The organism is Xenorhabdus sp. SGI 60, from assembly GCF_056632175.1.
In genome coordinates this window covers 3,708,215-3,731,467 of sequence record NZ_CP196860.1, presented here as the reverse complement: position 1 = coordinate 3,731,467, position 23,253 = coordinate 3,708,215, and the positions used below count along the sequence as shown (strand labels likewise).

The window sequence follows — 23,253 nt, the reverse complement described above, 5'->3', positions numbered from 1 at the left end:
ATGTCTTAGAATAACATCATTTTTAGTCGATCCATTTAAGTATATGACCTTACGGCGGCATTAAATGATGAATCTTGCAGACTCCAGACGTCCCTATCACGAAGTAGCCCAATCATTACGTCAGATGATGATAGAGATGGACTATTCTCCCGGTGATCGTCTACCGACAGAGCGTGAAATTGCAGAAAAATTCAGCGTTTCGCGCACACTTGTTCGTGAAGCGTTAATTGTACTGGAATTGGAAAATCTTATTGAAGTACGCAAAAGCTCAGGTATTTATCTCCTCCGACTGCCACGCGCCTATTCAAACGATACGACTATCAATGCCGCAGGGCCTTTTGAACTGTTACAAGCGCGCCAATTATTGGAAAGTAATATCGCTGAGTTTGCCGCGCTCCAGGTGACTCCAGCCGATATTGCCAATATGCGCAAGGCGTTGGAAAAAGAGAAACATGATCTGATATCGGGAGACAGTGAATCCGGTGACAGGGAGTTTCATTTAGCCATTGCGCAGGCAACGCATAACAGTATGTTAGTTGAATTGCTTAAACAGTCCTGGGCATGGCGTGAAAATAATCCCATGTGGGTGAAACTGCATAGCCGAATTACCAATACCGACTATCGCAAAGCGTGGTTGAATGATCATCAGGCTATTTTGGCAGCGATGATCAAAAAAGATCCCGCGGCAGCGAAGCAAACGATGTGGCAACACTTAGAAAACGTGAAACAGAGTTTGCTGGAATTGTCAGATGTGGATGATCCGAATTTTGATGGGTATTTGTTTGAGTCGTATCCGGTGGGTATTGGGAAGTGAGTTTTTGGGGATTGGGGAGTTGCGGCTATTTGCAGCTCCCAAAAACTCACTCATCAGGCTGATCTCGCTTTTCATGACATAAACAAAAACCAAGAATAAATAAAAACACTGGCTAATGACTTTCAGTATTATAAGGAAGGAAAAAACTTATCCGGCCACGTATTCAATCCGTTGCTGATTATGTATAGTCGTTATTTTTTCGGGGGGAATAAAATGGCAACGGTTGAAGTAAAGTGTCGATTTTGTCAGCAAACGGAATTTATTAAAAAACACGGCAAAGGCGATGCGGGTCACTAACGTTACCGCTGCTTATCCTGCAAACGCACGTTTCAACTTGAGTACGCCTACAGAGCATGCTAGGCGGACATAAAAGAACAATTTGTTGATCTTGCTATGAATAATTATAGTGTTGCGCTTAATATGTGAATCCGAAAATATATTCTTTTATGATATTGATATATTATGAAAATAATTTACACAAGTAACTACCTAGTAAGTTCCCATTTATCAAATTGATCCTTAATTTCTTTAATAGATGTCAGTTTGATTTTGGGTATGGTTAATTGTTCAAACAAACCCGCATAGCATTTTCTGCTGTTGGGGGTAACAACAGAAATATGATGGATCATTTTCCATTTGATACTATCTCTACTACCTTCCAGACCACCATAGCGCTTGCGTTGAAATAATGTTCTGTTTACATAACGTAGCAGGCTTGATGACGTTGAAACATCTAATAAGATCACTCCAGTTGCCCTGAATAGGCGTTGTGATAGACATTTTCTATAATTCCCATCTATAACCCAGTTATCTTCCTTTATTGCCATATCATGTAATGAGATGAATTCATCTACGGAACGTTCCTGCCAGTTTGTATTGGGTAAATGAAAAAGTTGATCCAGATGAATTACCTTCAAGTTACACTTCCTTGAAATTGCATTAGCAAGTGTGGACTTACCGCTATTTGATGGCCCCATAATGCAAATTCTATTTCCTAAATCTGAAAGTTTCATGACATCCTTATAATGGTATAGCTGGTCAAAGTTCTGAGAAAAATTTCATAATACTTTAAGTTCAAATATATACCTTTTCATCATAGTGAGACACTGATATTTATGAATATCACTTACTTCTCGCGCTGCGAGAAGTAAAAGAAGTGTCCTACGATATTGAATTTTTATTTATTACACCATGGACAAATCAACCACTTGTCAGCTTGAAGTGGCATCCTAGATTAACTAAATCGGATCGGTTGGCTAATACCAGTGGATGTAGTAGAGGCTTCTCATTATATTCCCCGTCAAAATTCACTTGTAAAAGCCCAAGAGCATAATGGAGTAAAGGGATACGCTGAGTGATCAGCAATTTTCCATCATTCATCGCGTAATCACTGGCGATAATTTTTTGCTGAGTAGTGCTGAGCTTGGGGTTAGGCACTACTATAGCAGTCACCAGAGTATTCCACTCAACATCTTGCTCTCTTCCATTTTCGGAAGCATCCAGCAAATCAGGCACACCACGAAATCGACTCATTACAAAGTCCAAGTAATCTTTTTTCTTCTCACAATATGCACGTACATGCCAGCGGATCCCATCATAGACCAACGTATGAGGTACGATATTGCGTCCACTTTGTTCTTCCGAGCTTAAGGATACATAGTCAACATCTACCCTCAACTGATAACGAGCCGCTTGCACCAAACCCCGAACGATCTCTGGATCGATATGGCGGGCTGGCACATTTAAAATCTCAATATGACCGTAACGTAAATCCATTAAAGGGAGAGCCATTCCCCGTTCTAGATGCTGACGCACCTGCTGTTTTTCCTGATGCAGGAGTGTCAGATACTCATCAACCTTACCTTCACTAAAACGGGGAACAAAAAAAGCGGTGGGTTTATAACCCCTGAGTTTACTATCGTATTCTAACCCATTAGGAGAATATTTCTTGATGTAGCGATTGATGTCTTTAGATGCCTGCTGACGACCAATATTAAAAGCAGAGCAAAGGTGGTTTGTCGTCAGACGCCCTTCCCACTGCAACACTATTTCAAGTAAACGAAAGCGTAAAGTTTGATCCCAGGTTAGCTTACCCATTGCCTTTATGTGCTCCAAAATGCGACATGTTCATGTAACCAGTATCGGAATATTATTCCCTGCCGAATATACTGAACTCATTCATCACATGTAGATAAGAGAAATCAATTGCCCGTGACTTTCCACCACTATTTGTTCACTTTACCCCATATGATTTTAAATAAAAAATAAAATACCAAAATCGAACAGGACAGTGGAAATTATTCTGTGTTTTAAGAATGAATCTTTTCAAAAGAAAAAGGGGCGATATTTAAACGGGAGGCATAATGAAACTGAAGCAGGCGCGTAGTCTAGAATATAGGAAAAGACATCACAGCAGAGGAAGCGGATAAACCGAAGTATCTTCGTAAGCGGGTCACGTATTCAAAATGTTGATTGGTCTTAAATATAATATTCTCTTTCGATAAAAGTCCCGATGACTTTGTCATGCATTTCCGGTGATTTTGAATAGCCTAATGTTTTACGATTCAGCCGCTTAATTCGGTTTCTAAGGGTGAGGTTTTCACGTTCAATACGCTGCGTAAAACTTTTTCCGATGAGGTGTTTATCCGTGGTCAACAAGGTGTAAGCCTTGAATTTATCGGTACACCAAAAAGCGACGTTAAAGTGCGATAATTTTTTGAGCAGTTTCTTCAACGTCTTTTTGCTTCGTCGGCCGAAAGTATGGGCAATAATACGCTTCAGACGAGGCTCCCAAGCATACCATAACCAACGTTGTTGCTTTTTATTCCCAACAAATGACCACATCTCATCGACTTCACAGATGAGCTCAATTTCCACCTGTTCCAGCGGTAATGTGGTTACACATCGTGGGGACAATTTTTTAAAGTGCGAACGACAGCATTAATACTGATATGTAGTGCCCGTGCAGTGTCACGGATACCGGCATTATTCATGGCAAGATCCACAACTTGTTCTTTTATGCCCGTCCGGCAAGCACGATAAGCATATTCAAGCTGAAAAGTACGGCGACAAGACAGGCAACGATAACGCTGACGTTCACCTTGACCCGTGCCATGTTTTCTTACCGATTCGGTTTGTTGACAAAATCGACATTTCACTTCTACCGTTGCCATCTGATTTCCTGAAAAAGTGAGGAGTATACATGAGAAACAACAAATTGAATACGTGACCCGTAAGCGCAAGCCATACTTCAAATTTGTTTTGTTACCTTAAAACCGAAATAGATGAAGATCTGCGATATGAAAGAAAATATCAAGCAACGCACAGACAGTTATATTTCAGCAAGAAATCAACATCCAGCTTGGTTACTCCTTGCCACTCGACGCGCCCCACTCGTATTAAGTTGCCTGAAAACCTTGTTTGAGGAATCGAACGACGGTATTCCTCTTGAACATGCTATTCAGCATCTTGCCAACATTCTTATGGATCACGTAAACCACGAACAATATGAAATTAAACAGGATAACCCCCATATTCAGGCAAGCCGTGAACTACGGGAATGGATTAAACGTCGCCTAATTGTCGAGCGTGATGGACGTATATTTGCAACCGATGCACTTGAGATTTCCATCACTTTTGTTGAAACGCTTGATAACCGCTTTATGACTTCCACCGCTTCTCGCTTATCCATTGTACAAAGAGAAATCGAAAACCTGGAAACCAGTCTTAATCCTAATCCAGCTAACCGAATTTCTGTGTTACGCCGCCGAATAGCCGAGCTTGAACGCGAGTTACAAAAGGCAGAAGCCGGACATATTGAAATACTAGAAACACATCAGGCAATTGAACATATTCGCGAAGTCTTCAATCTGGCCACTAGATGGTGTCGTCATGAGGTAAATTGTGCGATAATATTTCTTCTTCCATCAAAAGAGCTGATTAACCATGAGTATACCTGCACACCGCCGTCACGATATTTCAGATCATATTTGGGCTCTGCTTGAACCTCATCTACCTGGACGTCAGGGCGCTTGGGGACGTGTTGCTGAAGATAATCGCCGTTTTATCAATGGGGTATTTTGGATTTTACGGACAGGCGCTCCCTGGCGGGATTTGCCCCCTGATTATGGTGACTGGAAAAATACCCATCGTCGGTTTTGCCGCTGGAGAGATAAAGGGATATGGGAAAAACTGCTCGAACAGTTAGTGAATGCCCCTGATTTCGAGTGGTTAATGATTGATGCTAGCCATATTAAAGTGCATCCCGATGCCGCGGGAGCAAAAGGCGGTAATCAGGCGATGGGACTCACAAAAGGGGGCTCAATACAAAGATACATTTGGCCGTGGATGCGCATGGTATGCCGGTCAGAGTTGTTATTACAAGCGGTACCACAGCGGATTGTTCACAAGCTGAGGCCTTGATTGACGGATTTGATGCCGAGCACCTCTTGGCAGATAGAGGCTATGATAGCAACGCAATAGTAGAAAAAGCGGCACAACAAGGCATGCAAGTTCAGATCCCCAGTCGGAAAAATCGAAAGGTTGCCAGAGAATACGACCGTGAACTTTATCGACTCCGTCATTTAGTTGAAAATGCGTTTCTTCATCTTAAGCGCTGGCGGGGTATCGCGACGCGCTATGCAAAAAATCGCGCATCTTTTCTTGCCGCAGTACAAATTCGTTGTCTTGTTCTTTGGTTGAATGTTTCATGACGACAGAATCTAGTCTGAGAGCCGATTTTCGGCGTGTTGAAGATTCCTGGCGTGAAGCCTATCGTGTTCTCCGACAATCGATTATTGGTGAGCAATATCATCGAGGAGAAATCGTTGATCGTCTGCTTAACGATCAGGAAGCGCTACTCAATACTCCTGAAGGAAGGGTGTTCGACAGTTTTCAACAACAACTTCGCCAGTCTGCTGAACTGACCACAATGAGTAAACGATTAAGCGTAATTCTTAGTCATCCTGCCGCTGCTAATGCATTAAGTCGTATACAACGTCATGAACTGCGTTGGCTAGTAAAACGCCTTGTAGATGAATCGCAAACGGTACTTCAGGCGCGAGCCCGCAGCGAACAAGATGTTCGAAGCTTTATGAAAACCGGCCTCGCAGCGGAACATCATCGTGTCGGACATTTGCTTAATGAATTCTTTAACTTAGCATTAAAACTTAATTGGCAGCGCCAAGCTGTACGCAAAAAGGAAGTGCCATTTCCCGCTGTTGGAGTAGCCGTAGGGGGGATCCCTGTCATTGAACGCCTTCGTTTCAAAGAAGTCGATGATGAAGCAGAGCAAACGCTCGATCTTAGTCATCATGTCGCCGATCTAGCACAAATCGGTGATGATTTCTGGGATGCTTTTCATGGGTTAGATCGTGAAACGTTATTCTATCAGACACTACAGCTATTGAAGGAGGAAAATAGACCCATTGGCCTTGCTGAACTGGCGACATTGCTGCCGCCTGTTCACGATCTCGAAACTTTTGCCTTCTGGATTGGAATGGCAAGAGAAGCAGGCATCGACGTGAGAGACGATCAACGTGAGTATGTTGAACTTAGTGAGGACGAAGATCACCTCTGGCGATTCAATCTACCTACCACTAGGCTGGAAAGCCAGGCACTGGAAGATATTGACTGGGAGTGACAAGCATGGCGGTATTTTTTGACAAATTTATCAATCAGCATAATGCAATAGATTCTGACAATAATTCGGCTCAGCAAGGCAATGATGTAACCGAGCATAACGATGTAACCGGGCATATAGTGGAAAACATCGCTGGCAGCGAAACGCGAACCGTGAAAAAAATACGAGAGGCAGCCCAAGAACTGCTTAAGTATGGTCTGCTGGAAGAGGCAAATAAACCCAAACTGTACCGCACTGTGTTGACCCACCCTGAAGAAATTATCCGAATTTTAGAACCACTCGATCTAGATATTGGTATAGATGAAATTCGCGGTGTGCTGTATGTCAAAGTCAAGCTTGATGAGGTTCAGGAGCAAAATGAATGGTCACATCCACTGGTGCGGCGGCAGAGGTTAAATCTAGAACAATCGTTGTTGGTAGCTATTTTGCGCCAGCATTTTATCGCCTGGGAGCAAGAGAGTGGAATCGGAGCTAACCAGGTGCAGATAGCCATAGACGATCTTCTTCCACAATTACAGGTCTACCTTGGCGATCCGGGAAGCGAGTCAAAAGAGCGAACACGGTTGATTAATCTATTGGATCAACTGAAAGTCCATGGATTAGTGACGTCGCCAGATGACCATGAACGAATCACTATTCGTCCAATCATTGCCCATCTCGCTGATCCGGCAAACCTTCAAGCATTACTAACATGGCTACGGGAACAGGTCGCACACCAGACTCCCTTGGATGACACATCTAAAAAAGATAACAGCGAGGAGGAAGCATGAAGCAAGAGACTCTCCTGATGAAAAATGACTCTTTTATTCTCACCAATATCGAACTATTTAACTGGGGGGGATTTCAAGGATTGCATCAGGCGGCCATCAATCAGGCAGGTACGGCAGTGATTGGCCCAACCGGGAGTGGTGACTCTAGTAGACGCACTGATGACACTACTTTGCGCTAATCCTCGCTATAATCTGGCCTCAACGGGTGGGCATGAAAGTGACCGGGATTTAATCTCCTACGTACGGGGAGTGTCTGGCCCCGGTGATGGAGGAGAAGGACAATCACATATCGCCAGATTAGGGAAAACTGTGACAGGTATTGCCGCAACACTGGAGCGTGAGGGGCAACTGGTACGCCTGGGGGCGCTGCTGTGGTTTGACACAACCAGCTTCAGTGCAACGGATATGAAAAGGCTTTGGTTATTCAGCGATAGTCCAGAACAGACACTTGAACGCTGGCTGAACGTCTATCATGACGGCGGCACACGGTTGCTAAAGCAAATGGAAAAAGAGACGACCGGACTCTGGACATGGTCGAATAAAAAACAATACCTGGCCCGTCTGAGGGACTACTTCGATGTGGGAGAGAACGCCTTTACTCTGCTCAACCGTGCTGCAGGATTAAAGCAGCTAAACAGTATCGATGAAATTTTCCGCGATCTGGTACTTGACGACCATTCCGCTTTTGAGCGAGCAAAGGAAGTCGCCAACAGCTTTGATGACCTGACCGAAATCCATCAGGAGCTGGAAACCGCTCGCAAGCAACAACAATCCTTACAACCTATTGCCCTAAACTGGGCTAAACATCAAGAACAGCAAATACAGCTTGCTGACAAGCTGGTACTGGAATCGTTGTTGCCCATCTGGTTTGCAGAACAGGCAAGCCATCTCTGGCAACAAGAAATCCGTCATCTTGAGACGGCGCTTGATAAGGCAGAAACCAAAGAAGCTCATCTTCGGGTGCAGCTTGAATCTCAGAAAAAAGTCATTACCGACTGCATGCAGCGTTATCTACAGGTTGGCGGTGCAAATATTGATGAACTGAACGACCGTATTAACGACTGGCAGAGCACCCTCACCCAACGAGAAACACTAGCGCACCAGTACCAGCAACTGACACATAATCTCGGATTTTCATCTGTACTGACTCAACCACAGCTGGAGGAGAACCAGCATGAAGCTGAAGCCAGATTCGAGCAACTCACCCACGAGATAAAGCTTAAACAAGATGAGGTGTATCAAAAAGGCGCTCTCAGGCACAACGTGGCCGAGCAACTTCGTCAGCTGGAGTTGGAAAGCACCGAGATTTCACGACGTCCTGACTCTAACCTCCCTGTTCATTATCAGGCATTCCGCAGTGAGCTGGCAAAAGCACTAAATATTGATGAAACCAACCTTCCTTTCGTGGCAGAACTGATTCAGGTTAAGCCGAAAGAAGCTCCATGGCGTGGTGCCATTGAACGCGCTATCGGTAGCCATCGGCTGCGTATCCTTGTCTCACCGGAATCTGCACCAGTAGCGTTACGTTGGGTAAACCAACGCCATAATCGTCTGCATGTGAGATTACTGGAAGTAAAATTACCGCATTCTCCCGCCAGATTTTTTGACGATGGTTTCACCCACAAACTGCTGTGGAAGGACCATCCCTGGATAGAGGCAGTAAAAGTGCTACTAGCAAATATTGATCGCCATTGTATTGACAGCCCCGAACAGCTGCGCAATATCCCCCATGCTATGACTGTTCAAGGACTAATGTCTGGCAAGCAACACTTTTACGACAAACAGGACCAGAAACGCCTTGATGAAGACTGGTTGACAGGGTTTGATAATCGGGATCGTATGACCTTCCTTGCGAAGGAAATTTCCAGGCTTCAGAAACAGATGGCAATCGCAGATCAAGAACTAGAGTCGGTAAAAGGTGAGGCAAGCCAGCTCCAGCATCAGGTTATTTTACTCCAAAAAATTCAGCAAATTGACTTCAATAATATCGATGTTCAGGACGCCATAAGACGGCTAGCTGAACTAAAGGAAAGACTGGAAAACTTAACCCACCCAGATTCTGATGCAAGTGCTGCCAAGTTACTGATGACCCAGGCACAACAAGTTGAAAATGAACTAGAAAAGCAGCTTCAGAAAGCCAATAAAGACTCCGGCAGACTGGAAAAAAGCCTCGAAACGGCTTTAGCTACAGAGCAACAGGCACAGCGGGTTGCACAACAAGGAATATCGGCGGAAGAGCGGCAATTAAGCGCCCTACACTTCCCAATAATAACAATAGAACAACTGTCTGATATTCATGAGCTGGAACGCCAACATATGCGCAAACTCCAGGATGAAATCGAAAAGCTTCAAGAAAAACTGCACGACTTGAACATGGAACTGACTCGGCGCATGTCCGAAGCCAAACGGGTAGATACTGGGGCACTTGCTGAAATAGACACAGTTCTGGACGATATTCCAGCTTATTTGCAGCGCTTGCAGAAACTGACCGAAGAAGCCTTACCAGAAAAACTCCACCGTTTTTTGGACTATTTGAACCGCTCGTCCGATGATGGCGTAACACAATTGCTCAGCCATATTGAACATGAAGTGCTAATGATCGAAGAGCGTCTAAGCGAACTAAACGCCACAATGTTCAGGGTTGATTTTCAGCCAGACCGCTACCTACGGCTGGTAACAAAGAAAGTAAACCATGAAAGCCTACGCACGTTTGAAAAAGCTCAGCGTCAGTTAAATGCCGCACGGTTTGTTGATGATAACGGTGAAAGCCATTATAAAGCCTTACAAGAATTGGTTGCATTGCTTCGGGATGCCTGCGAGAGAAATCGAACTCTAGGTGCAAAAGCGTTGCTGGATCCACGTTTTCGTCTGGAGTTCGCCGTGTCGGTGATGAACCGCCATACTGGTAATGTGATTGAATCACGCACTGGCTCACAAGGCGGTAGCGGTGGAGAAAAGGAGATTATTGCTTCCTACGTGCTTACCGCATCGCTCAGTTATGCACTTTGCCCCAAAGGTAGTAGCCATCCGCTTTTCGGCACTATTATTCTTGATGAAGCTTTTTCCCGTAGTTCTCATACGGTTGCAGGCAGGATCATTGCCGCACTCAAAGAGTTTGGTCTGCATGCAATATTTATCACACCTAACAAGGAAATGCGGCTGTTGCGCCATCATACTCGCTCGGCTATCGTCGTTCATCGACGCGGCCAGAATTCAAATATGGTTTCCCTGAGTTGGGAAGAGCTTGAAAAACACGATCAACGGAGAACACACTAGCAACATGAACTCCCCTGACGAAATCGCTAAGAAACTTTCCAACCAATGGTACAACTCAAAGCTCCGTGCTGAACGCCTACTCCCCCCAGGTAACTGGCCATTGAGTCTCCCCATTGGTAAACCCACCTCAAGGGAATTTACTAAAAATACTCAACAAGTTTTGGAACATGTTCAGGCATGGAGGAATGTGAAGATCGGACGAGTCGAATGGGAGTTAGTGAGTTATCGGGCAAGTAATATGCCAATATCCATGCCATTGCGTTGGGTTTTACAGAAGCCTTCAGAATGGATTAATGCCACCAAGGATCCAGTGGTCAGCTGTGAGTTCAGATTACTTGAGGAAATTATCGAACATGTCAACACAGTTTTCCATCCACTATTGATCAAGAATCGTTCACTTTGGATATATCGAAATCCTCAAGAGGTCATTACGGCAGCCAAGTTGGCCAACCGCTTAACACCGGGATACGCAAATGGACTACCATTGAGATTATTGTCAGGGCTAGGGGTGGATACAAAATTTATTGAAAATAATACATCATTACTAACCAGACTCTTGGACGAACGTTTTATGGGAGAAGCCAGTAAACAAGGTTTAACAGATTTTCTGGATGCTCTTGATGAAAACAACCATTGGGTACTAGTAATACCGCTATCACCAGAATTATTACCCTTTAAAAAAAGTAAAGTCACCACGGCAGAACTGGCTGAAATTAAACTGCCTGCTGCACGCTTGCTCATCATTGAAAATGAACAATGCCAGCATCAACTACCAACTTTACCTGACACTATCGCCATCTTAGGCACAGGACTTGATTTGCAATGGTTATCTAACCCTGCTCTGAAAGAAAAATCCGTTGCCTACTGGGGAGATATGGATACCTGGGGACTTTTGATGTTAGCAAGAGCCAGAAAATATCACCCAACTCTTTCTGCATTACTAATGCATCGAGAGTTGTTTGATGAACATGCCAGTCATAGAGCTGTTCCTGAGCCGGTAAAAGCACAAGACACCATTCCTGATGGTTTGCTGAATGAAGAAGCTAATTTTTATTACTATTTAGCTAATCTACAATGCGGACGCCTTGAACAAGAATTCCTCCCGATAGATGTAGTAACTTCGGCATTAATGAGCTGGGGAACGGATTAGTACATATAAAAGCCGAAAAATTAAGTGGCGAAGAATGATATTTGGGCCAATCCTTATAACACGCACTGTTGCCCGACATCCCATTAATGGTCATTGCTTATGTGTGCCGGGATAACATGCGGTATAAATAAATTTCAGTTGCCAAGGATGACGGAAAGTGTACTTCAAATAGGAATACTATGTACGATTCAATAAATTGATGTCATACCCACTTTCACTATTCATCAGATTAGCAGGCTTATGAAGTGTCCGAGAGCCTTATACCACTATAACTCATTATGGCAGGCCAGATAGTGAGTGCTGAAAAGGCTGCAGGCCATCAGGATTTTTCATTATTATTTTTCTGAAAAAGAAAGCAAAAACAAACGGCAGAACCTAAAGGTTCTGCCGTTACAGACTTATAACTGGCGCTGCTCCAGGCTGGAATAAATCGTTTTGATTTCATCTTTTAAACTTTCTCCACGATATACCATCGACGTATCGTACCGTTGATACTTCTCTTCTCGCTCGGCGCTTAAATCTTTGCGTTCCTTATATTCAAACTGCAAGGCATTAAATTCAGAGGCGAAAAGGTATTTAGCCAGTAATCATCTGGGTGAAGACGCTGGCTGGATCTCAAACAAATCCATATCACCAAAGACAATTTTGAAAATCGTCAATAGCAGCCATATAGGAATTCATGGATGACAGAAGGAACTGGCTATTTTTTGATAGAGATGCGTACTGATAAAACCATATTATCATTTTGTTTTTATTTATAATTTTCTATCTAAGGTAACGATAAGAAAACAGAGACTTTGTGCTCATTCAAATATCGTGCTGGAAGAATCCCTTCTCTCGACGATAAGTATCATTTAGCGTTCGATTCATCTCTGCAAGCACAGGATTTGAATGAGAACTCGGTACTTAAATGGCTTAACTTCATTCCACTACTGGAACAGGCACTCTTTATCAATCTGAAGAGATGGGTCTAGCTCATTTAATTTTTCTATTGCTTTTTCTTACTTCAATTACTTGAAAGGAAATATAAAGGATTTCATTACGTCCGCCTTATAACGTTATGCCTTAAGATGAGGCGACGGTAAGGCGTACCGTTTTTCTCCCCCGTCGGGATAACCTCATCTAACTACCATTGTGCTATACTTGGTGATTTTTCACCCAACCCTGCTTACTCCGAAATAGAGCAATTAAGCCTAATCAAAGAGTTATGGATAGATATAGATGTAATTTATTGATTGTTATTAACTTCCACCATTGGGGGAAATTAGCCAGACAGAAAGTATCTAACTCGTTGAATTTGTTTAATTCTGTTAGGTTGCTGGAATTACTTTGCTGGTGGATCTACGGGCAAGGTGTAAATATGCAGCTTGGCGGCGATGTGCGATCATGGCTTGTAGATTTATACAATTGAGTGCACAAGAATATCATTACATGGCCTTGCAATCGCCCCTATTCCATCACGGTTAGGCCAATATCTTTCCTTAAACCATGCTCTAAGATGACGACGTGTCGGGAAATGAACGCAACCAAAATTAGGATCAAAAAAGTCGACACCATAGAAAGTTACTGCTAACCCAATAGCATGATCTCCATAAGCCAAAGCTTCATAACCTTCATTGATAGTTGCTAAGTTTTCTACAACATTGTTTTCACCATAACAGCTTACATGCATATATGATAATCCATTTTCATTAAGAAATTTCATGCCATCCAGACTTTTAGCTTTAAGATTTTCAACTATTTTGATGTAACTAGGAAATTTTATATTTCCTGGAAATAGGTGAGACTTTCCTGATTTGTGCATCTTTACCCAAGCCATTACTAAACTACTACAGGCTCCATTTTGCATAGTCGAAGAGAAATTAAGGGGAAAATGCAGAGTTTGATTGAAGCGAAATACCCAATTTCCTTCAAATTCATTAGCATCTAATAACGACATTTTTAAATACCCCCATTCACTATAAGTTGGTTTACGAAAAAGATTAAGGGCAAAAATATGTTAAAAACAGGATATATGGGTTTTGCCTAATGTAAAGGGTTTTTAAAAAGCATTTTAGTAAAGATTCTGAACAAGCTTTATATGCCAGTAAATTAAGTCGATTCCACTAAAATGCCGGAATTAAACCCAACTCATTGATATTCCTAAAATCCTCCAACGAAGGAAGCCGAACGATATGCAGCTTTACATATCGCTCAAAACTCTGCGCTTCAGGGTATTTGAGCTTTATCAATGGATTATAAGGTCAGGTGAAAGTTTTACGCGATTTTGTGAGTTAAGTCCGCTAAAGGGCTTTGCATTGTCCGTGGTACCTGAGCTTTGTACCCTATGGGCTGGTGGAGTCGTTCACTGGTAAGGCTTAATCGATACAGAGATCGGGCCTTTGTTGGATGAATATTGGTTTGATGCCCCCCTTAAATCCCAAGAAGTAAGAGAACGCATGATTAAAGGATTTTGATCATGACGAAGTGCGGCAGTGGTACACATATTATGTTGTCATTATTGGCGCATGCGGTACTGTCTGTTTTGCGGATACAGGAGAAAAAAACGCCAGAAGAATTGATATCCCTGAGTGTAACGAAACTGCGTAAGCTGCTGCCAAAACTGATGGTAAAGACCAAGGAAACTGTAGAACAAATTTTATATTGGTCAAGCTGGCGACGACGACATCAATACCGCGTACAACAATACCATTATCGTCAGCGAAAAAATCTTATGATTACAGAACGATTACGGATGTGATATTAGGGTTTAGCCAGTGCTTTTTTGGCTTCATCGCGTTTAGCGCGAGCTTCTGCAAGGATCACTGTCGGCAAGTCTGTATTTTTTGTCTTTGGGTTTCGTAGTCTCTACTTGTCTATTTGGGGAACACCTCAATTGACCTAACCGAATATTCCCCCAAATAACATAGGTTGCGAGGGACACTACGAGACATTGTTAGAAGTGCTATTATTGATTTTATTGGATTTTTTGGAGTTCGTAGACAACAGGAGACAACTACGGAAGTGTATATGGTGCGAAGGCCGAACTCGAATTTAACACCCAACATACTGATATCAATGTATTTTATTAGTCGATATAAATAGTTATACCCGCACTTGTACCCACACATCAAAATCCGTACAACTGATATGACCATTAAGCAAGGATAATGCAGGCAAAAGAACCTTCTTCGAAGATGCCTAAAGTTTACCCATTTCAACAGCCCGTAAATGGTTCTCAAGAAATACATGACCTTTGAGGGGCTGTTATGGACAAATAGTTCGCAGGATTACAGGCAAAGCGTAAATTTAGTTTTTTAGCATCAGCGCAGGATGATTTCTATCCCTAGATGTTGCCATGATATAAAAATTACAGAAGGCCTAAGCTGCTCCCCATTTCTAGAACTTAGTTGGCCCTGTGTCTCGCTCAGTATATATTGAGGCACTAGCAGCTTATAACATTGCAACGGTTTCGCTACCATCTTCCTTTAATACTGTTTCAAGTGCAGGCCATATATCAAAAAAAGGATAAGTGAAGTTTAATTTGCCACACTGCACGTTATATGTAAGCTGTTGTACTCTTCGACGCTTCGCAGTAATAGAAGGTAACACTTCCAAAAAACCCAGCATTTTATCGATAGTGATCTCACCATGATAAAAATGATCACTTTCAGGCTTTATCAGTGTACGCATGCCGTTTTTTAACTCGGTAGTTGTACTCGCGAGGCGATCAATAAAGCTGTAAAACGCTGTTTTATCGACAACATAGCAACCGTCCTGATGATAAATATCCCCAAACATCGAGGTGGTGATAATCATTTTATGTAAGCCCTTTGGCTTCCATTTTGATGGTAAATTCAGGGCATCACGGACCAAATCTAATTGAGCCGCATAATAATCAGCATAACGTGTCACTTGCTTGATCCAGGAAGATTTAGTTCTCACTGCAGCATTATCGCCATTGATATTTACCAGCGTCTGGTAGTAACGATTGAAGCGTACCGGATGGCCATTGGATTTCAACTCAATAAAAAATAAATGATCGTCAATCACCATTGCACAGTCGCAGTCATAATTTTTTCGCACTGAAAGCTGAGCTGCGCAAATTCGAGCTTTTCTAACCCTCTTAATAAACTGTCGTTCGTGGCTTTTACCTTTATCATCAAGTGACATATTTTTTGCGCTAAACAGTGACAGTAGGGAACGCGTCGCACTACTCATTGAAACGATGGAAGGCATCAAACAAAGACCATCACTGCAAGGAAGTAACGGACAATCATTCATATCCAGTGCTTTGTCGTCAAATGTAAAGTAATCGGTGACTAATGCTGCTGTAGTCCAAGAAAGCCCACCCTCGGCAAAAAAATGTATCCATTCATCACGAGTATGATAAATAACCCAATCTTTAAGTTGAAGGTTTCCAGGAATTAACCTTTGGAAGCGATTATCCATCTCCTGTTTCGCTAGCGCCACTAACATTTCATATGCATGAATCCAGGCATAAATAGTTACACCTCCATACTCGAAATATAAATCCTCTAGTGACATATTTTCCATTTCACTAAAATAAGCGATAGAGAAAAAATCTCTTTCATTAATCCACTCGGGAACTACCTGCTTCAACTGTTCAACGAAATTAGGATTTTCTTCCAGAAGTTGCTGAATTTCATAATAGAGAGCAGTACCTCGCATAGTAAAGCGAGAGCGTGCTACCTCATAAGCTTTATAAGCACAGCATTCGTCTACCTCTATAGAAATATTATTTAAATCAGAATGGCTAATTTCTGCATTGCAAAAACGAAAAAGATCGCTGATACGATTAAGTGAGTCAAAATCATCCCACTCTTTCAGCCAACTTCCTGTATTTTTTACAGCCTGCTCGGAACAATGATACTCAAGATTCAGCGAATTTACATGTCGTAACTCTCTAAATATATTACCAGTATAACTACACACTTGGTCAAAGACCATACTGATTGATTTTATATTCTGAGGAGTAACGTCTTCCGATAGTGGCAGGCCATGCATTCTCAATACCACAGGAAAAATAGATTCAACCCGGTCACTTGGGATATTTTCAAGTAGTGAACACATAATACTCAAGCTTATTTCAGATAATATTAAAAATGCATTTAGCTTATGTTCTTTATCTGTAGAGCTATGATAACGCTTGTCCATAACCCTTATACGTCGGAAAAAGTTATTATACGCTAGATGAATAGTCCGACAGTCATTTTCTGTCTTTAAAATCCTATCACGATGGGAAGGAAAACGTAGTAAAAGTTGATAAATGCATCGACCAAAATAATGCGTATAATCCTCTTCAGACTGTTCGGAGAAACGGTGGTAGTAAAGCGCTGAAATTTTAAGTACACTCAGAGCAGGTTCAATTTCAACTTTGTCAATCCAACTCCGATAGAATACTACAAATTTTTCAGCATCCTTCACCAAATTTGTTATCTCTCGTGCATCATAATAAACCATTTTGTTACATCCTTAATAATAACATATTGCTATGTCAGGTCATGATTCCAATTTATTGATAGTGACGAATGTTCAAATAATACCCAATGACTCTGTCATGCATTTCTATGGATTTTGAAAAAGATAAGGTCTTGCGAGTCAGTCTTGCCAAATGCTGACGAAGATTCAGGTTATGCCTCTCTATGCGTTGTGTATAACGCTTGCTGACCACATGCAGTTTACCGGCCAGTATTTTTTCATAACTTTTCCAACCATCTGTCATATAGACCACTATGTTAAAAGGCGCCAGCAAAGCCATCAGACGCCCCAAGGTCCTCTTTGTTCTCGGGCCAAAAACATGGGCGATCACTTTTCGTCTTATCCTGTCGTAGGCATAAAAGAGCCAGCGGGGCTGATTCTTTGACTTCACGTACGACCACTGCTCATCCATTTCACAGCAGACAATCACTTCAGTGCCAGGAGCAATGGTTTCGGTTACCGATTTGGGTTTGAGCTTTTTAAATGGCGAAGAACGGTATTCAGGCCAATTCCCATCACTCGTGCTGTCGCCCGACATCCCATGCCATTCATGGCCATATCGACGATTTGTTTATGTGTACCGGGACGACAAGCGGCATAAGTGAATTCGAGTTGCCAGGAGTGACGGCAGGATTGGCAAAGATAACGTTGCTGACCAGAACGTGAGCGCCCATTACGGTGGATCCCTTTAACTGCACAACAAGAGGGACAGGTCACATCAATCTTTGCCATCTGAATGTTCTCCAAATAGGCATACTATACATGATTCAATAAATTGATGTCACGACCGAAAAATTCTTTATCTTGCCTATGATAATTGCATGTTTTTGATACACCGCAGGACAGGATATACCAGAATTATTTATATATTCTAGTATAGGTGACAATAAAGCAGAAAAATCGTGATTAATATCGTATATTAAACAAATAGATATGGTTACCTGTGTTACATTTTGTTTAAGACAACAGATTAAAACCACACTGACGCGCTACTCTTGTCTTCTCCGAGTTACCGGGCTAATAAATTAACCCAGTAACACGGAGGGCTGAAAGATTACCTGCCAAAAAAACAACTTTTATCTACCCCCCTATTGAAGAATTAGTAATAAAACTGTTCACCTTTGAATATTTTTATTTAAATTCATATCGTTAATGGGTGATAACTTGAAATTAAACTCATCACCACTCTTCACCCTGAACCGGAAAATAAGGTGAATAGTAGTGAACACTTTTTTATATTTCTTTGAAAACTACTGTAATCAAAAAAGTTATTCTTCTGGCAGGCTATCTCTTGCCAGTTTTGGCATCCATTCGATAGCAGTATCAATATTCAGGCTCAGGTTGCTACAAATACCTTGTTTGCTTTTCTTGCGCAGGTAATGCTGACCATACTCTGCCAGCGCGCCCAGCATATCCATGCCAAAACGAGTTACAGAAACAGGTTTATTCAGGTTATTGCCTTTCATATAAGCAAGATAAGCGTGATAAAGGTACTTATGAGGATTGAACGGCATAATTTCCGCATTGCCGATTAACAAACCGTCAGCTTCATGGGAAGCAATAAGATAACCGCAAAAATCGACCAGTGGATCTGTACCGCGTTTGATATCCAGCGCCTCCGCAGATTAGCGCGAGCATCAGCTAATGACACAGCAGGATAAACACCAAAGGCCAGCCGATCTTCTTTTCTATCGGTAGGGCGGTGATACTTCATACGCCAGTATTTAGAACCGCGCGGCGTGATTTCGAGATATAGGCCAGAGCCATCCGCTAATTTATAGGATTTCTCTTTCGGCTTCGCAGTTTCGATTTGTCGGGCGTTTAGTTTCATTTTTAGGGCACATTTAAAATCGAAGTGTAGGTGCCCCAAATTATGCCCTTTGCTGCTTGTTGATTGCAACAGACCACAGTAGACAGCAAAATAACGAAGTGTCTTGATTTATAGGGGTTTTTAGGGAGCTTGTAGACTTAGGTAGACGTTAGTAAACTAACGAATGGTGCCGAAGGCCGGACTCGAACCGGCACACCCGAAGGCGGTTGATTTTGAATCAACTGCGTCTACCGATTTCGCCACTTCGGCACTGAAATGAAATGATTCGGAGAACGGGGGCCATTATACCTGTCAGAAGCACATTCGCAATACTTATCCTTTCGATTTTGCTCAACTGCCGAAAAAAGAATCGCTTATTCTATTTTTTCACCAGATTTTTACCAACAACGCTTAAAAACCAAACCGCTTTTTCCACCCTATCCCGTAAATCCCTCCTCACACAATTCCTTTCAGACAATAGACAACCTATAAACTCCTTATATAATTCAAAACAATACACTGCTATGAGGTAAATTATCATGACTATTATCAGTTGGATTTTTACAGGTATCCTGTTGGGTATCGTGATTGGTGCCATAATGGCGATATTTAAGAAAAACAAATAGCAGCTTTATTCCTTTACTTGAATGCTCCCTGATTGGTTAATCCAAAAATGAAAAAACGGCTATATAAACTGTGTGCAGTTTCCGTCATGACATGGGCGATTTCAGCTTGTGCAGATTCTGGTTATTCACACCAGAAAAAATTTCAGCAATCTAATGCGCAACCGGCAAAATGGGAAGTGTTCGAGAGTAACGACAATATTAAGAAAATAGCTGCTGCATTGGTCGATCAGTATTCCCAATCCATCTTTGAAGAGGGCAATCCTTTGGGAATGGCGATAGTGGTGATCGATAATAATCAGGTTATACATCGCAGTTTCGGGGAAACTTATCCAGGGAACGGCGTTCGGCCACGGCAGGATTCTTTAATTCGTATAGCTTCTATTACTAAATTGATGACCAGCGAGATCATGGTTAAGTTGGCACAGAAGAAACATCTCAAGATTACCGATCCGTTGCAGAAATACACGTATTACGGTGTCCATATACCAAATTACGGCGCAGGTCAGCCAATCCGACTGTATCATCTGGCAAGTCATACCAGCGGATTGCCTCGGGAACAGCCAGGTGGAAAATGGGGACGCCCTGTATTTATTTGGCCGACCCAATCGAACCGCTGGACTTGGCTGAAAACCGCAGGAATAGATGCCGCGCCCGGCACGACGGCTTCGTATTCCAATCTGGCCTATGATTTATTGGCTGATGCTCTTGCTAAAGCCACGAGAAAACCCTATTCCCGGCTGCTGCAAGAGGAGATTACTCATCCTTATCGCATGAAAGATACGACACTGACGCCCACGCTATCCCAATGCGACCGTTTAATGGAGGGGGTTAAATCCAGCCCTTGCGTCAATACGATTGCTGCCGCAGGTAGTGGCGGAATTTATTCTACTCCCGCAGATATGCAGCGCTGGATGCAACAATTTTTATCTTCCCATAATCAGTTAAGGAAGCAGACAGCCAGCCGTGAACAAGGTATCTACTTTAAACGTGCCGATCTGAAATCAATCACAGGGATGGATGTTGCGGGACTGGCAGACGGAATTGGGCTTGGCTGGGTATATATGGATACCAACGGTATTTACCAGAAAACTGGCGGCGGCGGTGGATTCAATACCTATATGGCAATGATCCCTGAAAGCAATATCGGCGTATTTGTGGTGATGACCCGCAAGGAGCAAAGTAAATTTAGTCGTGTGACGAATGGAGTTAATGAATTAGTTGCCGCATTGGCGCGCAATCATAAGCAAATTTAGTTTTGTTGAAAAATCGCCTCCACGGTTGAAGGTGGAGGCGGCGACAGATAAGTTAGCTGAGATATCAGTTTGTTATTTTCTATATAAGAGTAAGTAAACACTCACTGCAAAAAACAACAAACTTGGCAACAGCGCCCCTAATATCGGCGGCATACTATAAACCAAACTGAGCGGACCGAATATCTCATTCAAGACATAGAACACAAAGCCCATACTGATCCCCACCACAACTCTGAATCCCATCGGCACGCTACGCAGTGGCCCGAAGATAAAGGAGAGTGCCATCAGCATCATCACCGCAACCGATAAAGGTGCGAAGATTTTCTTCCACATATTAAGCTGGTAACGTCCGGCATCCTGTTGGCCCTGTTGCAGGTAGGTAATATATTGATGCAGGCCGCGTATGGAAAGCGCTTCAGGATCAAGGGAAACGACGCCCAATTTTTCTGGTGTCAGCCGACTTTTCCAGTCCGCAGAAAGACGTTGTGACCCCGTGATCCGCCCATCTTGGGTTAAATCGGATTCTTCAACCTGAGATAACTTCCATTGATGGTTATCTTGGTCATACACCGCTGAAGCCGCATATCTTATGGATAACAGTTTTTGGTTGTCATCAACATGATAGATGTTGACGCCGTTTAGGGCATTATCCTTCCCAACACTCTGGATATAGACAAAATCTTGGCCGTCTTTCGCCCAAAGCCCTTTGGTAGTGGACATCAGTGAACCACCATACATTTTTTGGGAACGGTAATTGCGGGCAATCTGTTCTCCTTGTGGGGCAACCCATTCACCAATGACCATCGTCAGCAAGACCAGCGGGATTGCCGTTTTCATGACTGCTCCCGCCACTTGCAGGCGGGTAAAGCCAGAAGCCTGCATGACCACCAACTCACTACGCGTCGCCAATGCTCCCAGACCTAATAACGCCCCAAGCAGAGCAGCCATAGGGAAGAAGATCTGAATATCTTTGGGAATGCTCAACAGGGTATAAATGCCTGCGGAAAATGCGGTATATTCCCCCTGCCCGACTTTGCGTAGCTGATCGACAAACTTAATGATGCCGGAAAGCGATACCAGCATAAATAAAGTCATCAGGATGGTTTGCAGGATGGTGCGGCCGATATATCTATCCAATACCCCAAACATCATGACGCTCCTTGAGTCTTAAAGCGCGAACACAGTTTGCGCATGGGAACGGTATCCCACAGATTAAGCGTCACAGCCAACGCAAAGTACACGCCGTTGACCAACCACATGCAGAACAGAGGATCAAGTTTGCCTTTACTGCCATTGGAATGCAGGGAGCTTTGCAGCAGGAAGAAAATCAGGTAGAGCAACATGGCGGGTAGCATACTGAGTATCCGCCCCTGACGCGGGTTCACGACACTTAACGGCACCACCATCAACGCCATGATTAACACCGAAGCAACCAATGTCAGGCGCCAGTGGAATTCTGCACGAGAGTCGTTATCGGTATCATGCCAAAGCTGTTCAATCGATTTTTGTTCAACTTTGTTATCGATATCTGCTTTTTGGTGCCCAATTATGGCCTGATAATTAGTGAACTCAGTAATGCGGAAGTCACGCAATAGTGCCGTACCTTCATAACGCATTCCTTGATGAAGTACCGCCACCTGATTACCATTCGGGCGTTCTTCCATATGCCCGCCATCTGCAATGACCACAGAAGGGCGCTGGTCATTCGCCGGACGGAGCTGGGCCAGGAAAACATTCTCAAAAGTGTTCCCCTTCACGTTACCGATATACAGCACCATGTTGCCATCACGAGAAGGTTTGAATTGCCCTTCCATAATTACCGCAAGGCTTGGGTTGGCTTTTGCATCCGCCAGTACTTGCGCTTTATATTTGGCAGACCACGGCGTGACCCAGATAACGTTAGCCGCCGCCAACGCTGATGTGAATAGAGCCAGAATAAGGGCTGATTTCACCAATACACTTTTGCCCAACCCGCAGGCATGCATAACGGTGATTTCACTTTCGGTATAGAGTTTGCTGAACGTCATTAATACCCCAAGAAATAAACTCAGGGGCAAAATAAGCTGCGCCATCTCTGGCACACCTAAACCTAACAACGATAAAACCAAATTTGCGGGAATATTTCCTTCCACCGCCGTACTCAATACGTCAACTAATTTCTGGCTGAAAAAGATCAGCGATAAGATGAACAGTATTGCGATTTGGCTTTTCAGGGTTTCCCGTACTAGATATCTAATGATGATCACGCTTATTACGCCTGTGAAAACTTGTCTTTTTGCAGGAAAGTCGCTAACTTCGTCGTATATCTACCATTTATATGAATCAGTTTGGCTTCCCCATCGCTAAAATGATACCAAAGCATTCCATATATTGGTTCCCAATTAGAACATAGTTATCGTTATCTAAGTATCAAAAAATAATATGCTTAGTTT

At 43.0% G+C, this 23,253-nt stretch carries 18 protein-coding genes, 1 tRNA gene and 4 pseudogenes; 11 read left to right on the top strand and 12 right to left on the bottom strand.

Features of this window, described 5'->3' with window-relative positions; genetic code table 11:
- Window positions 1-64: 64 nt before the first annotated feature.
- Window positions 65-814, top strand: a complete 750-nt coding sequence (locus tag ACSJJG_RS17650; protein WP_481090047.1) for an FCD domain-containing protein — start codon at window positions 65-67, stop codon at window positions 812-814.
- Between the two features lie 213 nt (window positions 815-1,027).
- Window positions 1,028-1,171: pseudogene (locus ACSJJG_RS17645) on the top strand (IS1 family transposase); the annotation flags it as partial.
- 128 nt (window positions 1,172-1,299) lie between these two features.
- On the opposite strand, the gene ACSJJG_RS17640 reads toward ACSJJG_RS17645, so the two are convergent.
- The 3 genes from ACSJJG_RS17640 to ACSJJG_RS17630 all read right to left on the bottom strand — a co-directional run bounded on the left by ACSJJG_RS17640 (window position 1,300) and on the right by ACSJJG_RS17630 (window position 3,987).
- Window positions 1,300-1,827, bottom strand: a complete 528-nt coding sequence (locus ACSJJG_RS17640) for a GTPase (protein WP_189760355.1) — start codon at window positions 1,825-1,827, stop codon at window positions 1,300-1,302.
- 187 nt (window positions 1,828-2,014) lie between these two features.
- Window positions 2,015-2,911, bottom strand: a complete 897-nt coding sequence (locus tag ACSJJG_RS17635) for a BrxR family helix-turn-helix transcriptional regulator (RefSeq protein ID WP_189760354.1) — start codon at window positions 2,909-2,911, stop codon at window positions 2,015-2,017.
- Between the two features lie 381 nt (window positions 2,912-3,292).
- Window positions 3,293-3,987, bottom strand: a protein-coding gene (locus ACSJJG_RS17630) for an IS1 family transposase (protein ID WP_282885557.1) whose coding sequence is annotated in 2 segments (ribosomal slippage) — window positions 3,293-3,738 and window positions 3,738-3,987 — 696 coding nt in all. Because the reading frame shifts where the segments join, the coding sequence is not laid out codon by codon here.
- 126 nt (window positions 3,988-4,113) lie between these two features.
- Between ACSJJG_RS17630 and ACSJJG_RS17625 the strand changes: the two genes are divergently transcribed.
- The 7 genes from ACSJJG_RS17625 to ACSJJG_RS17595 all read left to right on the top strand — a co-directional run bounded on the left by ACSJJG_RS17625 (window position 4,114) and on the right by ACSJJG_RS17595 (window position 11,651).
- Entirely contained in the window at window positions 4,114-4,818 is a 705-nt protein-coding gene (locus ACSJJG_RS17625) for a DUF3375 family protein (RefSeq protein ID WP_282885574.1), read from the top strand.
- A protein-coding gene (locus ACSJJG_RS17620) for an IS5 family transposase (RefSeq protein WP_282885508.1) occupies window positions 4,760-5,526 on the top strand; the annotation gives its coding sequence in 2 pieces (ribosomal slippage) (window positions 4,760-5,135 and window positions 5,135-5,526; 768 coding nt in all). Before ACSJJG_RS17625 ends, ACSJJG_RS17620 begins: the two co-directional genes overlap by 59 nt.
- On the top strand, window positions 5,523-6,455 hold the full coding sequence (locus ACSJJG_RS17615) for a DUF3375 family protein (RefSeq protein ID WP_228011605.1): 933 nt from the start codon (window positions 5,523-5,525) through the stop codon (window positions 6,453-6,455). Before ACSJJG_RS17620 ends, ACSJJG_RS17615 begins: the two co-directional genes overlap by 4 nt.
- Before the next feature lie 5 nt (window positions 6,456-6,460).
- Window positions 6,461-7,225 carry a DUF4194 domain-containing protein gene (locus tag ACSJJG_RS17610; RefSeq protein WP_189760889.1) on the top strand — a complete coding sequence of 255 codons (765 nt, stop codon included), beginning with the start codon at window positions 6,461-6,463 and terminating at the stop codon, window positions 7,223-7,225.
- Complete coding sequence (locus tag ACSJJG_RS17605) at window positions 7,222-7,404, top strand: ATP-binding protein (protein ID WP_223281830.1); 183 nt, start codon at window positions 7,222-7,224, stop codon at window positions 7,402-7,404. Before ACSJJG_RS17610 ends, ACSJJG_RS17605 begins: the two co-directional genes overlap by 4 nt.
- Window positions 7,405-9,106: 1,702 nt before the next feature.
- Window positions 9,107-10,501, top strand: a complete 1,395-nt coding sequence (locus tag ACSJJG_RS17600; RefSeq protein WP_399478451.1) for an SbcC/MukB-like Walker B domain-containing protein — start codon at window positions 9,107-9,109, stop codon at window positions 10,499-10,501.
- Between the two features lie 4 nt (window positions 10,502-10,505).
- Complete coding sequence (locus tag ACSJJG_RS17595) at window positions 10,506-11,651, top strand: Wadjet anti-phage system protein JetD domain-containing protein (protein ID WP_189760890.1); 1,146 nt, start codon at window positions 10,506-10,508, stop codon at window positions 11,649-11,651.
- 398 nt (window positions 11,652-12,049) lie between these two features.
- On the opposite strand, the pseudogene ACSJJG_RS17590 reads toward ACSJJG_RS17595, so the two are convergent.
- Window positions 12,050-12,295: pseudogene (locus tag ACSJJG_RS17590) on the bottom strand (hypothetical protein); the annotation flags it as partial.
- Between the two features lie 755 nt (window positions 12,296-13,050).
- Window positions 13,051-13,590: a YopT-type cysteine protease domain-containing protein gene (locus ACSJJG_RS17585; RefSeq protein ID WP_189760891.1), complete on the bottom strand. Its 540-nt coding sequence runs from the start codon at window positions 13,588-13,590 to the stop codon at window positions 13,051-13,053.
- A gap of 519 nt (window positions 13,591-14,109) precedes the next feature.
- Between ACSJJG_RS17585 and ACSJJG_RS17580 the strand changes: the two genes are divergently transcribed.
- Complete coding sequence (locus ACSJJG_RS17580; protein ID WP_189760892.1) at window positions 14,110-14,391, top strand: hypothetical protein; 282 nt, start codon at window positions 14,110-14,112, stop codon at window positions 14,389-14,391.
- 692 nt (window positions 14,392-15,083) lie between these two features.
- On the opposite strand, the gene ACSJJG_RS17575 is transcribed toward ACSJJG_RS17580, so the two are convergent.
- The 5 genes and pseudogenes from ACSJJG_RS17575 to ACSJJG_RS17555 form a co-directional block, all read right to left on the bottom strand.
- Entirely contained in the window at window positions 15,084-17,114 is a 2,031-nt protein-coding gene (locus ACSJJG_RS17575; RefSeq protein WP_189760893.1) for a hypothetical protein, read from the bottom strand.
- A gap of 52 nt (window positions 17,115-17,166) precedes the next feature.
- A protein-coding gene (locus ACSJJG_RS17570) for an IS1 family transposase (protein ID WP_282885575.1) occupies window positions 17,167-17,864 on the bottom strand; the annotation gives its coding sequence in 2 pieces (ribosomal slippage) (window positions 17,167-17,615 and window positions 17,615-17,864; 699 coding nt in all).
- A gap of 536 nt (window positions 17,865-18,400) precedes the next feature.
- Window positions 18,401-18,757, bottom strand: a pseudogene (locus tag ACSJJG_RS17565) (primase-like DNA-binding domain-containing protein); the annotation flags it as partial.
- Window positions 18,758-18,759: 2 nt separating this feature from the next.
- Window positions 18,760-18,963 (bottom strand): annotated as a pseudogene (locus tag ACSJJG_RS17560) (Arm DNA-binding domain-containing protein); the annotation flags it as partial.
- A gap of 164 nt (window positions 18,964-19,127) precedes the next feature.
- Window positions 19,128-19,212, bottom strand: a tRNA-Leu gene (locus ACSJJG_RS17555).
- A 403-nt stretch (window positions 19,213-19,615) separates the two neighbouring features.
- Here ACSJJG_RS17555 and ampH point away from each other — a divergent pair.
- A complete protein-coding gene (ampH, locus tag ACSJJG_RS17550) occupies window positions 19,616-20,821 on the top strand; it encodes a D-alanyl-D-alanine-carboxypeptidase/endopeptidase AmpH (RefSeq protein WP_481090046.1) in 1,206 nt (401 codons plus the stop codon).
- A gap of 72 nt (window positions 20,822-20,893) precedes the next feature.
- Here ampH and lptG read toward each other — a convergent pair whose 3' ends face one another.
- Together lptG and lptF are read right to left on the bottom strand one after the other, a co-directional pair.
- On the bottom strand, window positions 20,894-21,970 hold the full coding sequence (lptG, locus tag ACSJJG_RS17545; RefSeq protein WP_481090471.1) for an LPS export ABC transporter permease LptG: 1,077 nt from the start codon (window positions 21,968-21,970) through the stop codon (window positions 20,894-20,896).
- Window positions 21,970-23,067, bottom strand: coding sequence for an LPS export ABC transporter permease LptF (lptF, locus tag ACSJJG_RS17540; RefSeq protein WP_481090045.1), 1,098 nt, complete (start codon window positions 23,065-23,067; stop codon window positions 21,970-21,972). Before lptF ends, lptG begins: the two co-directional genes overlap by 1 nt.
- Window positions 23,068-23,253 lie beyond the last annotated feature (186 nt).